Annotated in this window: 8 protein-coding genes and 1 pseudogene; 7 read left to right on the forward strand and 2 right to left on the reverse strand. The window is 71.0% G+C overall.

Features of this window, described 5'->3' with window-relative positions; genetic code table 11:
* Nucleotides 1-25: 25 nt before the first annotated feature.
* The 4 genes from BM430_RS22180 to bcsN all read left to right on the forward strand — a co-directional run bounded on the left by BM430_RS22180 (nucleotide 26) and on the right by bcsN (nucleotide 6,799).
* Nucleotides 26-2,554, forward strand: a complete 2,529-nt coding sequence (locus tag BM430_RS22180) for a cellulose biosynthesis cyclic di-GMP-binding regulatory protein BcsB (protein WP_244539616.1) — start codon at nucleotides 26-28, stop codon at nucleotides 2,552-2,554.
* On the forward strand, nucleotides 2,551-3,705 hold the full coding sequence (locus tag BM430_RS22185) for a family 8 glycosyl hydrolase (RefSeq protein ID WP_244539617.1): 1,155 nt from the start codon (nucleotides 2,551-2,553) through the stop codon (nucleotides 3,703-3,705). Before BM430_RS22180 ends, BM430_RS22185 begins: the two co-directional genes overlap by 4 nt.
* Before the next feature lie 188 nt (nucleotides 3,706-3,893).
* Entirely contained in the window at nucleotides 3,894-5,762 is a 1,869-nt protein-coding gene (locus tag BM430_RS22190) for a hypothetical protein (protein ID WP_093569417.1), read from the forward strand.
* A complete protein-coding gene (bcsN, locus tag BM430_RS22195) occupies nucleotides 5,759-6,799 on the forward strand; it encodes a cellulose biosynthesis protein BcsN (RefSeq protein ID WP_143132100.1) in 1,041 nt (346 codons plus the stop codon). The genes BM430_RS22190 and bcsN overlap by 4 nt, the downstream gene beginning before the upstream one ends.
* Before the next feature lie 966 nt (nucleotides 6,800-7,765).
* Here bcsN and BM430_RS22205 read toward each other — a convergent pair.
* Nucleotides 7,766-8,575, reverse strand: a complete 810-nt coding sequence (locus BM430_RS22205) for an IS5 family transposase (protein WP_093569420.1) — start codon at nucleotides 8,573-8,575, stop codon at nucleotides 7,766-7,768.
* A gap of 163 nt (nucleotides 8,576-8,738) precedes the next feature.
* Here BM430_RS22205 and BM430_RS22210 point away from each other — a divergent pair, with 163 nt between their 5' ends.
* A complete protein-coding gene (locus BM430_RS22210; protein WP_093569421.1) occupies nucleotides 8,739-10,229 on the forward strand; it encodes a tyrosine-type recombinase/integrase in 1,491 nt (496 codons plus the stop codon).
* 553 nt (nucleotides 10,230-10,782) lie between these two features.
* Here BM430_RS22210 and BM430_RS22215 read toward each other — a convergent pair.
* Nucleotides 10,783-11,025 carry a hypothetical protein gene (locus BM430_RS22215; protein ID WP_093569422.1) on the reverse strand — a complete coding sequence of 81 codons (243 nt, stop codon included), beginning with the start codon at nucleotides 11,023-11,025 and terminating at the stop codon, nucleotides 10,783-10,785.
* A 260-nt stretch (nucleotides 11,026-11,285) separates the two neighbouring features.
* On the opposite strand from BM430_RS22215, the gene BM430_RS22220 reads away from it, so the two are divergent.
* A complete protein-coding gene (locus BM430_RS22220) occupies nucleotides 11,286-13,514 on the forward strand; it encodes a CHASE3 domain-containing protein (RefSeq protein ID WP_093569423.1) in 2,229 nt (742 codons plus the stop codon).
* Between the two features lie 353 nt (nucleotides 13,515-13,867).
* A pseudogene (locus BM430_RS34175) lies at nucleotides 13,868-14,143 on the forward strand (hybrid sensor histidine kinase/response regulator); the annotation flags it as partial.
* Nucleotides 14,144-14,221: the final 78 nt, after the last annotated feature.

The raw sequence follows: 14,221 nt of genomic DNA on the forward strand, positions 1-14,221 counted from the left end.
ACTCTTCCGGAATCCGAGCCCGACCATGTCCGCCGCACCAAGCCGCCTCGTGCCGATGCTGACGGCCCTGCTCATCGGCGCCGCCGCGCCGGCCGGCGCGCAGAGCTTCCTCGGCCGCGGCGCCCCCCAGATCCTGTCGATGCCCGAGGCCGGCGCTCCCGAGATCCGCCCCGAAGCCCGACCCGAGTCGCGGCCGAAGTCGCGGCCGCCCGCCGCCGCGCCCGACCGGAATCCGGTGCCGGCGGCCGCGCCGCAGCGGCCGTTCCAGGCCCTGACGACGCCCCTGCGGCTCACCGGCGAGGAGAGCGGCCTGCAATGGCCCGTCTACCTCACCGAGGGGCAGGCCCGCGAGCGGCTGCGCCTGCGCATCGGCTACCTCGCGGCGATCTCGGTGGTGCCCGACGCCTCGTTCCTCACCGCCACGATCAACGGCGTCGCCGTCGGCCGCAGCGAGATCAAGGCGCCGGGCGCGATCCGGATCATCGAGTTCGACATCCCCGCCGACCTCCTGAAGCCCGGCTACAACGCCGTCGCGATCGCCGGGGTGCAGCGGCACCGGGTCGATTGCTCGCTCGACGCGACCTACGAGCTGTGGACCCAGATCGACCCCGCCTGGACCGGCCTCGTGGCGCCGGCGGGCGGCGCGGGCGCGACCTCCCTGCGCGACCTGCCGGCCATCGCCCCCGATGGCCGGGGCATCGTGCCGGTCCGCATCATCCTCAAGGGGCGCCCGACCTTCGCCACATTCGAGCGCCTGATCGGCCTCGTCCAGCAGGTGGCACTCGCCGGCGGGTTCGGCCAGGTAGCGGTGGAATTCGCGACGGAGCCCGGCGGACCGGCCGGTCTCGACATCGTCGCCGGACGGCCCGACGGCGACCTTGCCGCCCCTGGTGCGCAGCCGCTCGTGTTCCAGCCGGCCCAGGGCGATCGCGCCGCCCGGATCGTCGTGACGGGCGACGAGCCGGCCGACATCGAGGCCGCCCAGAGGATCGTGGCCGGAACCGCGAGCCGTGATCCGAGCGGCAGCCCGCAGGGCCTGCAGGCGCTGGCCCTCTCTCGCGGCCTGCCCCTCCAGGGCGGCGAGAGCCTCCGCTTCTCCGATCTCGGTCTGCAGAGCCGGGACTTCTCCGGCCGCCTGTTCCGCACCGGCTTCGAGGTGACCCTGCCGGCGGACTTCGTCCCGGCGGATTACGACAAGGCCGTCCTCGAACTCTCCGGCGGCTACGCCGCGGGCCTAGAGGTCGGCGCGCAGATCGTGGTCGACGTCAACGGCCGCAACGTCGCGAGCGTGCCCCTCGCCCGTGCGGGCGGCGATGCCTTCCGGGGCGAGGCGGTCGCCCTGCCGCTGAGCCGCTGGCGCCCTGGGCGCAACCGGGTCGACATCCGGGCGCTCCTGCCAACTGGATCGGATCGGATCTGCGAGGAGGGCACGGCGCGCCAGCGCTTCCTGCTCCTCGACCGCTCGACCCTGGTGGCCCCGCGCCTCGCCCGCGCCCTGCGCGCACCGGACCTCGCGGCGACGCTCGGCGGCGGCCTGCCCCGGACCGCGCCGGACGCGCGTCCCCGGCTCGTCGTGCCGACGCCGGACCGCGAGTCGATGGCCGCCGCCGCGACGATCGCGGTGCAGATGGCCCTGACCGCCGGACGGCCGATCGACTTCGAGCTCGCCAACGACCGCATCCTGGACCGGCGGGCGCCGACCCTGGTCGTCGCCCCCGCCCGCGCCCTCGAGCCCGAGGTTCTGCGCACCGTCGGGCTGAGCCCCGACCAGATCCGCCAGATCTGGCAGGGCCGCGCCGCGGCGGCGCCCCTCGGCGAGCCGAGCCAGCGCCCGGTGGTGATGGACGGGGCGAGCATCGACCGGCTGCGCAACAACCTGCCGCCGGCCTGCGCCCTCCCGGCGGTCGGGCCGCGCCCGGCGATCGTCGCGCCCCGGCGGGCGCGGACCGACGCGGCCCAGGCGGAGGAGCGCGACTTCCCGGCCGGCTGGAACGGCGGCCTGCGGCCGCAGAGCGCCTTCGCCGACCAGGTTTCCGCCGCCGTCGCGCGCCTCGGCGCGGCCCTGCGGTCGGGCCTCTCGTCGGCCTCGGCCTGGGCCGGGGATCAGGTCCGGGAGCCCGAGATCGAGGTCGGGGCGCAGGCCTCGCTGATCGTCGGGCAGGGCCTGTCCGGCAGCGATGCGGGCGGCCTCCTGACCGTCGTCACGGCCCCGAACGCCGCCAACCTGCAGGCCTCCGTGACCTGCCTCACGACCCCGTCGATCTGGAACCGGGTCGAGGGCCGCGTCGTCACCCTCGACGCCAATGACGGGACGCTCACCATCCACGAGGCCAAGCGCGCACGCTTCCTCGGCAGCGACCGGATGTCGTTCGAGAACCTGCGCCTCGTCGTGGCGGGCTGGTTCTCCACCAACCCGTCCGCCTACGCCCTGCTCGTCTTCGCGGCGGCGATCGGCCTCGGGCTCAGCACCTCGGCGATGCTGCGCGACGTCGGGCGCCACAACCCGAATGCCCGCCGCCCCGGTCGCGACGGCGGCAAGGAGGAGAGCCTGTGATCGAATCGATGTCCCGCACGCTCGCCGCGGTGCTCCTGCTCGCGCTGCCCTTCGGGCCGGCCGCCGCGCAGGCGCCGGCGGGCCAGGGTCCTGGTCCGGGCCCCGGTGCCGCGCCGGCAGCCGAGGCGCCGGCCTCCGCCGAGACCTCGCCGCTGCTGGGCAGCCTCGGCAACGCCGCGGCCTGGCGGAGCTACAAGGCCCGCTTCGTCACCGCGCAAGGTCGCGTCGTCGATACCGGCAACGGACGGATCAGCCACAGCGAGGGCCAGGGCTACGGCATGCTGCTCGCCGTCGCCGCCGGCGACCGCGACGCCTTCCAGCGGATCTGGGACTGGACCCGCGCCAACCTGATGGTGCGCGAGGATTCCCTGCTCGCCTGGCGCTGGGAGCCGGACAAGCGGCCCGCCATCGCCGACACGAACAACGCCACCGACGGGGACGTCCTGGTCGCCTGGGCCCTCGTCGAGGCCGCGGCGGCGTGGTCGGACGAGGGCTACCGCCTCGCCGCCCGCCGGATCGCCGTCGATATCGGCCGGCGCACGATCCTGTTCCGCGCCGAGGGCGCGCCGCTCCTGCTGCCCGCGATGAACGGCTTCTCCGCCGAGGACCGGCCCGACGGCCCGGTGGTCAACCTGTCCTACTGGATCTTCCCGGCCTTCCCGCGGCTCGCCACCGTGGCGCCGGAATTCGAGTGGGGCCGCGTCGCGGCGGCGGGCCAGGACCTCGTCGTGCGGGCCCGGTTCGGGGACGCGCAGCTGCCGAGCGAGTGGATCGCGATGCGCGGCGGCCAACCCCGGCCCGCCGCGGGCTTCGCGCCCCAGTTCTCCTACAACGCCGTCCGGGTGCCGCTCTATCTCGCGATGGCCGGGGTCACGGAGCGCCGCGCCTACCAGCCGTTTCTGGCGCTCTGGGCCGAGCCCGACCCGGCCGGGCTGCCGATCGTCGATCTCGCCGGCAACGGCGTCGCCGGGCGCCTGGCCGAGCCGGGCTACGCGATGATCCCGGCGCTCGCGGCCTGCGCGGTCTCCGGCACGCCCCTGCCGGGCGGGCTCGTCGAGCTCGCGCCGAACGAGAACTACTATCCCGCCACCCTGCACCTGCTGGCCCTGACGGCCGCGAACACGAGGTACCGCGCATGTCTCGGGCGGTGATACGAAATCCGATTGATTGCGTCAGGCGATCCTGCGGGATCGCTATTGCAATGCGGATTTCGGCTTCGCTCAAGCGCCGCGCGGGCTCGCGATCCCATGTCCGGAAGGAAACTTCCGGACATGGGATCGCACCGCGGCTGAACGCCGGGGCGTGCCTGATCGCCCTCGCGGCCGGGCTCGGATGGGCGATGCCGGCGGCGGCGCAGCCGGCCCCGGTCCGCACCGGCGTCCTCCAGCTCAACGAACGCCGCGCGCCGGTCATCCTCGACACGCCCGACACCGCCGGGACCGGGGCCGAGATCGTCGACGAGAGCGCGCTGCGCTACTACGCCTCGCAGCGCCAGAGCGAGCGCGTCCAGATGGAGATCGCGCGGCTGCGCCGGCGCCACCCGGCCTGGACCGTTCCGGCCGACCTCGACACCCTGAAGCCGAGCCCGCCCGAGGAGGCCCCGATGTGGGATCTCTTCACCGCCGGCCGCTTCGACGAGCTGCGCACGGCGATCAGCGTGCGCCAGTCGATCGATCCGGGCTGGCAGCCCTCGGAGGATCTCGCCCAGAAGCTGAACCGGGGGACCCTGCGCAGCGCCGCCCGCGCGGCGGCCAGGGACGGGGACTGGGACGAAATCATCGCCCGGGTGAAGGCCTCGCCCGAGACGCTGCGCAACCTCGACATCGACATCGCCTGGACGCTCGCGGAGGCCTATGCCCGCACCGGCGACCTCGCCCGGGCGGCGGCGCTCTACCGGACGCTCCTCACCGAGCAGACCGACGCTCCCTTGCGCCTCGCCACGGTGCAGAAGGCGATGGCGGTGATGCCGATGGCGCAGGTCGAGCCGCTGCTCGCGCTCGGGCGCACGGGCGCCGACGGGAGCGACGCGTTCCAGGCGATCCGCCTCGACGTGACCCGGGCCCGCATCGTGGCGGTGCTGCACGGCGAGGCCGTCGAGCGGATCGAGCCCGCCGACCTCGCTGCCCTCGCCGCCCAGGTGCGCCGGCTCGGCGAGCCGTCCCAGATCGGCCTGCTCGGCTGGTACGCCTATCACCGCCGCCAGTTCCGCGAGGCGCTGGACTGGTTCAAGGCGGCGATGGCCCGCGGCGGCGACGCGGCGATCGCCACCGGCCTCGCCCTCTCGCTGCGCGACATGGGCCAGGACCGCGAGGCCGAGGAGGTCGCCTTCGCCTGGCGCGGCCCCTCCGTGACCAACCTCGCCCTCTACCTCGACATGATGGAGCGGCGCCTGAGCGAGGGGCCCGCCGCGCCGGTGGAGCCCGACCGGCTCGACCGCTACGCCAAGGTGGTCCTGGCGACGAGCGCCGCGGAGGGCGCCCAGGCCCTCGGCTGGTACGCCTACAACGCCTGCCAGTTCGAGACGGCGGCCGAGTGGTTCCAGCGGGCGGTGAGCTGGCGGCCGCGGGAATCCTCGGTCCTCGGCTACGCGCTCAGCCTGTCCCGCCTGAAGCGCACCCGCGACTACCTGGAGATCGTCAACCGCTACGACGGCCTCTTTCCGAAGGTCGTCAACCTGATCTTCGCGGAGCCCGACCCGCAGGCGCGGGAGACGGGCCCGTGCGGCCCGGCGCCGGTGGTCCAGCAGGCCGCCGCGACGCCCCGCCCGGTGCCCAAGCCCCGTGCGGCGGTCGCCGTCCGCGTCAAGCCGCCGGCGGTCGCCCGCGGCGAATTCCCGATCGCCGTGGCCGCGGACAACCCGCTGCGCCTCGGCGAGGGTGCGCAGCGGCTCGCCCGCCCGCGCGACGGCGAGTACCTGCGCGAGGCGCCCGGCGCACCGCCGCTCGTCGCCCGGCGGGTCGTGGGCGTGGGGGCGATGCCCTACGAGCAGTACGGCTTCAGCCTCCTGCCGGGCTGGAACGGCATCGACCGGGCGAGCCTCCAGGCCGGTCCGCCGGCCCCGGCGATCGGGACGCTCGCGCAGGCCGATCTGGGCGCCCTCGTCGGCGCGCCCCGGCCGATCCAGCCGCGCGACGGCGACCGGTTCGGGCCCTTCGACACCGCGGGGCTCGGCCGCAACGACACCAGGATGCCGGGACAGGACCGATGAGCCGATCGACCTCCATCGCCGCCGAAAGCCGCGGACCGTCCCGGGCAGGGACGCTCCTGCGGACCGCAGGCGTGCTCCTCGGCCTCGGCCTGCTCGGCGCCTGCCAGACCGCCACCGCCCGCCGGACGGGACCGCATTTCGAGGCCGCCTTCACCTCCGTCGACCAGGGCCGCGACGCGCCCCTCGTCAGCCTGCCGAACCGCGGCCCGGTCGCCTCCGTCCAGGAGACGCGCACGAGCGCGGGCCTCCGGCAGCGGATCGTGCTCGCGCAATCCCGCGGCCGGATCGACCTGGTGCTCCAGTCGGGCCGCGCCTGGGACGATTCGCAGGTGGAGAAGCCGAGCCGCGGCGGCATCGCCGCCGAGCTCGCGACCCTCGAGGACGGCAACCTCTACCGCATCGTCCGGCGCCCGGTGCAGAACGCCTACGGCCGCCTCGGCGTCGCCGTGAGCGACCGCTGCGCCTATGCGTGGCAGTGGATCGACGCGCTCCAGCGGGTGGAGCTGGGTCGCGGTGCCATCGTCGGCCCCATCTCGGCGTCGCTGCGGGTGCAGCACTGCTATCGCCGCGCCACCCCAACCGAGGTGCTCCTGGCCGACCTGGCCGGCTTGCGGATCGGCGCGCTCCCCGGCTCGACCACGGCGGCTCGCGCAAGCCATCCCCGGAGGCCGAGGCCGACGCCTCCGGCGGTCGACCCGGCGAGCCCCGCCTCCGTGGAGAGATCGGCTGCCGCTCCGTCGCCGAACCCGGGCGTGATGGTCAATGCCAGCCGCACCCTCGTGATGGTTCCCCAGGCACCGGCCACCCAAGCCACCGCGGCACCCGCCTACCTCGTACCGGTCAATCCCCCGCCGTCCGAGCGCGCGATCCCGGCGATTCCGCGGCCGACGGGCAGCGGCCTCGACCGCGCCCGCTACCTCACCGACGCCCTTCCGACGGCGGGTCGCTCCAACGCAGCATCCGCGACGGGCGCTCCGGGTTCTGCCGGCACGACCCGTGGCTCAGCGAACGCGAATCCACCGCCTTATGGCTGGTAGTCGGTGCGCCGACACCCCCAAGTTGTCGGAGCCGGGGCCTATGAGGTGGTCATTGCCAAGGGCGGTTGCAGCCACGGTACATCTCAGCGCATGACGGGGCGCAGAGATTTGCGCTGCCGTTATTCGCTGGAGCATTTTCCGACGAAGTGGATACTGGTTCGTCTAAGAAAATGCGAAAAAATCAAAGAGCTGGAGAGCTTCGCGATTGTAACGCGATCGTGAGGTTCTCTAGGTGACGAAGCGCATCGTGCTGGAAGCCGTGGCTGACGCCCATGCAGTTCGCTCCTCACGAGGGTCGGCTGCTTTTCGCCATCGTGGGCGTCTGGCGGCCGTGGACTGGCGTGCGCGGGTCGAGGCGGGGCGAGCCCGTCGAGGGGGAGCACCGGCTATTCTCGTTCCTGACGACGGAGGGGATCCGCTCGATGACAAGCCGCCCTCGAGCCGCTTCGCGGCGCAGGCTGGCAACGGTCATGCCGCCGGAAGGGAAAGCTAGGCGAGCGGCGTCCGCCAGCCGCAGCGGGGCATCGTCGGCGATGGAAGACCGATCCAGGGCTCGTTGGTGGGGAGCTTGGTCATGGAGCGCTCCTGGCCTCAGAACGGGCCGCAGCCAGCCCACGCACCGGACGCGAAGCCCGCCCCGCATGCTCCTGCTCAGCCCATTTCTGTGTTGCGACCGTGTTGCATGGAGCAGCCTACGCCGTGTCGCAACCCGTTGAAAAAGCCTGCACCAGTGTTGCAGGCAACAGCAACACGTTTCGACAGACTATCGGACGCGAAAAAGCCCGCCAAGTCGTTGATTGAGCGGGCTAAAACGGGTGGTAGCGGAGGAGGGATTTGAACCCCCGACACAAGGATTATGATTCCTGAGCGCTATTTCGGACGGCGGTGCCCGTAGTGGTTTTCCACAGGGGGAATGGCCGCCCGGAAAAGCGAGCCTCTACAGGGCGTTATGGAAGCTAGAGCGTGTTATGAACTGTTTGCTATGCGAACGAGCTTGCTGAGCATGTCACAGACGAAAGCGACCATGTAGATCCCAGCCAGCGTGGTGGCGTAGCGCTCGTAGTCCTTGACCAACCGGCGGCAGCGCGTCGCCCAGGCCAGCGAGCGCTCCACCACCCACCGGCGCGGCAGCAGCACGAAGCCGCGCTTGGCCTCGGGTGCCTTGACCACCTCCAGTTCGATCCCGTTCGCCTCGGCAGCCTTCGCCGGCTTCTCGCCCGTGTAGCCCTGGTCGACGAACGCCTTCTCTCCGCTTCCGTCCGTTTCTGCCTGCACCGCGCAGGTCAGCGCCCCGACCTGGCTGCGATCATCGACATTCGCCGGCGTGACGTGCAGCGCCACCACATGCCCAGGCGTATCCACCGCCAGGTGAACCTTCGACCCGCGCTTGCGTTTGGCCCCGTCATAGCCCGCCCGCTCGCCGCTCTCGGGCGACGAGCGTTGGGTCCGGCTGTCCAGGATCACCGCAGACGGCTCCGGCTCGCGTCCCGCCGCCTCCCGCAGCACGGCGCGTAGGTCTCCGGCGACCTCGGAAAAGCAGTCGGCGGCCAACCAGCGCTGGGTCTGCTGGTAGACCGCCGCCCAGGGCGGCAGGTCGTGGGGCATGAACCGCCAAGGAGCGCCGGTCTTCACGATGTAGCGCAGACCGTTGAACACCTCGCGCAACTCGTGGTCGCGCTGTCCCGAATCCTCGCGCAAAAGCGCCAGGTAGGGAGCGACCAGCGCCCATTCCTCATCGGACACGTCGGACGGATAGGCGGGGCGATCGGCGCTCATGCCCCTCAACCCTCACACAACGTCATAGGTTCATAACACGCTCTAACTGCCCTTAGCTTCCACGGCAGCGTTCACCAAACGGCCAAAAGCCGTCTTGCGGCCAGGGTTTACGCCGGCGAGAAAATCCCGTCCGAGACCCGTCCGAGTTCGCGAGGCGTTCCGAGTGGCCACAGGCATCACCGAGCCCGACGTCAAGCTGGCCAAGAAGGGCCTCCCTGCGGGAAAGGCCGCCTACGACCTGAACGACGGTAAGACCGGCCTGGTGCTGCGCGTCGGGCGCCGCGGCGCTAAGTGGGCGTGGCGGACCGAGGTCGCCGGGCGGACCATCCGCCTGACGTTAGGGGACATCGACCTGCTCACGCTCACGCAGGCCCGAGCGCTCGCCGGCGAGGCGATGCACCAGGTCCGGGACGTGCGGAGCAAGGTCGACGACGATTGGGTCCGTGCCGAGCTCGTTCGGATGCGCGTCGTCCCTGCCCCTCCCCCGCCGGAGCCCAGGAAGGAGACGCTCAAGGAGCTCCTCGACAAGCTCGACCGGGACAAGCACTGGACCTTCGCCCAGGCCCGCGAGCGATACCTCGACGAGGTGAGGAGGACCAAGCGCGAGGACACCTGGAACGATTACCGAGCCATCCTCCACGCGCCCGAACTTGCGCGCTTCGACGATACGAAGGTCTTCCTGATCACCATTGAGCGGCTCGCCGAGGTCATTGCCGAGACGCATAGGAGTGGGCGGGAGCGTCGGGCGGAAAAGCTGGCGGATTGCATTCGCCCGATGTGGACGTGGATGGCGAGCAGCGCGCAGAAGCTGAGCAGCGGCGTCACGCCGGGCGTGATGAAGGAACTCAAGGCCCCAGAGCGCTCACGCAAGGAGGCTGGGCAGGAGGACGTGGACGAGGACGGTGAACCGGGAAGCTACGTGCCGCCGGTCGCCGAGTTCGGGCGCATCCTAGCCATTTGCCGCGCCGGCGTCATGCACCCGGTCGTGGCGGCCGCCATCGAGCTCGCGATCCTGACGGTCCAACGTCGACGCACCATCGTGAATGCCAGACGCAGGGGCTTCGTCGTTGAGGGCGACATGCTGGTCTGGAAGATTCCCCCTGCGCACCGGAAGACGGCTCTGAAGCGGGGGGATGTCCGGACGCATGACTTGCCCCTCAACGGAGCCGCCCGTGCCGTGGTCGAGCGCATGCTGATGCGGAACGACAATTCGAAGTGGCTGTTTCCCGGCTTGCGCCCTCAGAAGGCGGGCGACATCGTCACGCACATCAACGTTTCGGTGTTGAACCACAACACGAGGATCATGCCCGGCGTCGAGGCGAGCCCACACGATTTCCGACGTGGGTACGCGACGCACACCCAAGAATTCCTCGACTTTACCCTCTTCGAGACGAAGTACGTCTTATACCACAACGAGGGCATCGACACCCAGGACGTCACGGAAAGCGCCTACTCCCGCGCCCGACGCCTGCAGAAGAAGGCCGCATTCCTCGACCCGTGGATCGAACTCGTTGAGCAGGCCGCGGTCGCCGCGGCCCCCCTTCTTCCGCCGCCGGGGGCCTTGCGTGCTGCCATGACGGAGGCCCGCAAGCCGAAGTTATCAAAGCCGAAGGCCACACCGGGGAGCGTTGAGGGCGACGAGCATGCCGCGTGACGCGCCCCTCTACCTTTCGCATGACGGCCCCGGCGCCGTCAGGGTCGTTGAGGTCACCATGCAGGTGATGATCGGATCGGACCGGAGCACGGTCGACGCCTGTTAAATGGGAAAGGCGCGGCACGGCTCAAGATGGGTTATTGTCTCCCGGACCCTCTCGTCGCCTTCAGTCCCCTCCCCTTTCCTGGCAGGTATCCGGGTGCCGCACGCAGGACCGTGACCATGTCACGGCGGAATAGGATCATGGATCCTACGCAGTCCCTCAGAGGCATCGACCGAACCGTCCGTATGCTGACGAAGTCACACCTCGGTTCGTTCGGCTTCGCGCCATAAGCGGAAGCTTGCTGCTTGCCCAGAAGCGGACGTTCCGCATTCGACCCAACGCAGTCGTTCGCGCGCGGCTGTGCGCTTCCCGTAAGCGGACACGGCCACGGACGGACGTAAAATTCGTGTGCGGGTCTCGAAAATTGCTTCGTCAAGTCGCGCAATCAGGGCAGGTACGCCCGCAAGGTCGGCTTATGAAAGCTTACCGCCTGTCGACTTCGAAGCCGGCTCAGGCCATTAGGCGGTGAATGTTGTCCGCGACGAGCTCCCGGTAGCGCGCGATGACATCACCGTGGCTGCCGCTCGCCATCAGAGTGTTGGGGGTCTCCATCGCGGCCACCACCTTCTCGCCGACCATCGAGACCATCTCGGCCTGGCCTCCGGCGCCCCAGGCGATCCGCACAAGCCGCAACTCGATGACCGTCTGGGTCTCCACGGCGAGGAGGGACGCGGCATAGAAGGGGTTTAGCATAACGGCTCCGGTTGGACGGTCGCATCCGACAAAGCTTCGAGGGGGCTGGTCACTGCGGACGATGACGCAGGGCAAGGCCATCTCCATTACGTTGAAGTGCGCTCCCTCCGTCGGCCCGCCCGCAAATTCCCGCAATCGCGCCCCATGTAGTGGCCCCGGACCCGCGGGCAGGCGATGCCCGCGTCTCTCGCTTCCGGCCATGGTCGCACGCTGCTTGCGTGCAAGGGCGTCCGCGAGCAGCCGGCATAGTCACGGACACCATGACCCAGTACCTCGTCAGGCGCGCCAACCTCCTCGTGCTCGGCGTCCTCATGGCCATCGTCGCCCTGGTCGGCGCGGTGACCTGGGAGCGCCTCAACGCCTCGCGCGAGGCCCGGGAATGGTCGCAGCACAGCTACCGGATCCTCAGCACCACCAAGGACCTCGCCATCGCCCTGCGCGACGCCGAGCGCGGCCAGCGCGGCTACGTCCTCACCGGCCGGGACGAGTACCTCGCACCCTACGACGCCGCCCGCGACCGGCTGGGCCTGCTCCAGGGCGAGCTGCAGAAGCTGACCGCCGACAACCCCGCGCAGCAGGAGCGCATCCGCGCCCTGGCGCCCGCCATCCAGCACAAGCTGGAAGAGCTCGCCCAGACCCTGCAGGCGCGCCGCGACGGCGGGCTGGAGAACGCCCTGCGCATCGTCAACGGCGACGCCGGCCGAACACACATGCGGGACGCCGAGGCCCTGCTCGACGGCATGCTCGGCGACGAGCAGCGGCTGCTCGACGAGCGCCTCGCTCAGAACGACGCCCGGGCCGCCTGGGTGCGCTGGATGGTCATCGCCGGATCGGCGCTGGCCGTCCTCACGATGCTCTGGGCGGCCCGCCTCCTGAACCGGGCGTGGTCGCGCTCCCATGCGACCGAGGCCAAGCAGCGGGCGCTGGCCCTGCGCCTGCGCACCACCATCGACAGCCTCAGCCAGGGCGTCGCGGTGTTCGGGCCCGACCGCAAGCTCGCGAATTGGAACCACTGCTTCCAGGTGCTGCTCGACCTGCCGAAGGCGATGCTGCGGCCGGGCACCGCCTACGGCGCCTTCGCCGAGCACACCGGCGAACCCGGCCGCCCCGCCCTGGAGAGTGAGGACCAGATCCGCCACGGCAGCCGGAATCCCCGCGAGGCGGTCACCTACGAGCGGGAGGGCTCGGACGGACACCATCTGGAGATCCGCCGGACGCCGATGCCCGACGGCGGCTTCGTCCTGACGGTCTCGGACATGACCAAGCGCGCCCAGGCCGAGGCCGTGCTGCGCGAGGCCCAGAAGATGCAGGCGGTCGGGCAACTGACCGGCGGCATCGCGCACGATTTCAACAATCTCCTGCAGGTCATCCTCGGGAACCTGGAGTTCGTCCGGGCCAAGCTCGACGGCGACGCCAGGCTGCAGCAGCGGATCGAGCGCGCGGCGTGGGCGGCCCAGCGCGGCGCGACCCTGACCGGCCAACTCCTCGCCTTCGCGCGCAAGCAACCGCTCGCCCCGGCGCCCGTCGACCTCGCCGCGACGATGCCGGACCTGGTCCCGCTCCTGCGGCGCACGCTCGGCGAGCACATCGAGGTCCGCTACGTCGAGACCGCCGGCCTGTGGCCTGCCATGGCCGACCCGGCCCAGTTGGAGAGCGCGGTCCTAAACCTCGCGCTGAACGCCCGGGACGCGATGCCGGGCGGCGGCCGGCTCACCATCGAGCTCGGCAACAAGGTCCTCGACGAGGCCTACGCCCGGGACAACGCCGAGATCACGCCCGGCGACTACGCCATGGTGGCGGTCTCCGACACCGGCCACGGCATGACCCCGGACATCGTCAGGCGCGTGTTCGAGCCGTTCTTCACGACCAAGCCCGACGGCAAGGGCACCGGGCTCGGCCTCGCCATGGTGTTCGGCTTCGTCAAGCAGTCCGGCGGGCACGTGAAGATCTACTCCGAGCCCGGCGAGGGCACGACGGTGAAGATCTACCTGCCCCGGGCGCTCGGTGCCGTGGCCGCCGCGCCGGTCACGGGGGCTCCCGTCGAGTTGCCCCGCGGCTCGGCCACGGTGCTGGTCGTCGAGGACGAGGCGGGAGTACGCGAGATCGCCTGCGCGATCCTCTCCGACCTCGGCTACCGGGTGCTGGAAGCCGTCGACGGCGAGGACGCGCTCCAAGTGTTCGGGACCAACCTCGCCTCGGTCGACCTGCTGCTCACCGACGTGGTGCTGCCAGGCAAGCTCCGGGGGCGCGAGCTCGCGGAACGGGTGCAGGCCCTGCGCCCCGAGGTGCGGGTGCTGTTCATGTCCGGCTACACGGAGAACAGCATCGTGCACCACGGCCGGCTGGACGACGGCGTGCACCTCGTGGGCAAGCCGTTCAAGCGCGAACAACTCGCCCGCAAGGTCGCCGAGGTCCTGGGAAGTGTCGCAGCGTCAGCCGCGACCGGCAACGTCGTGACACTGCGCCCCGTCAGGGACGCGGGCTCGTGAGGCCTATGGTCCCCATCGGGGCCCGTTGATCGGGCCGGGGGGCTGTGGCGCCGGGGGCTCGCTCGGCGGATCGCCTTCCGAGGGGCCTGGTCCGGCGGCGGGTCGCCGATGGGCGGAAGGGGGTAGTCCCTTGGCCTTGGCGTGTCGGATTGCATGAGGTCTCCCGTTCACGACTACCGACCAGGGAAGCGAACCACGACGCGCGACGTTCACGAACGTCCCGGGCGACGTCCGGCCATCGGGCGCGAATAGGGACCGGAAAACGCGCTTCGTCCTGCGCCGCGTCGCCGCGGCCCACCCCGGACCGTTGTCCCGGGCAAATCCCAACGATACTCACGCCAGCAGGGGGGCCCATGGACGCGGAGATCGAGAGGCTGCGGCGGCGCGAGCGCGAGCTCGAAGCCCGCATCGCGAGGCTTGAGGCCGAGCGGCAGGACGGCCTGCGCCGTCCGGGCCACGGGCAGTTCAACTCGGTCGCATCGACCGATCTGCTGTTCACGGCGGCGGAGAAGACCCGCATGCCGCAGATCGTCACCGACCCGAACCTGCCCGACAATCCCATCGTCTTCGCCGACCGGGCCTTCCAGAACCTATGCGGCTACGATGCCGACGAGCTGATCGGGCGCAACTGACGATTCCTCCAGCGGTCGGACCTCAGACCACGAGACGGTTGCGCGCAACTCGTCTAAACTACGATTCCGACACTC

This window comes from Methylobacterium sp. 174MFSha1.1 (genome assembly GCF_900116815.1).
In the GTDB taxonomy this organism is placed as follows: domain Bacteria; phylum Pseudomonadota; class Alphaproteobacteria; order Rhizobiales; family Beijerinckiaceae; genus Methylobacterium.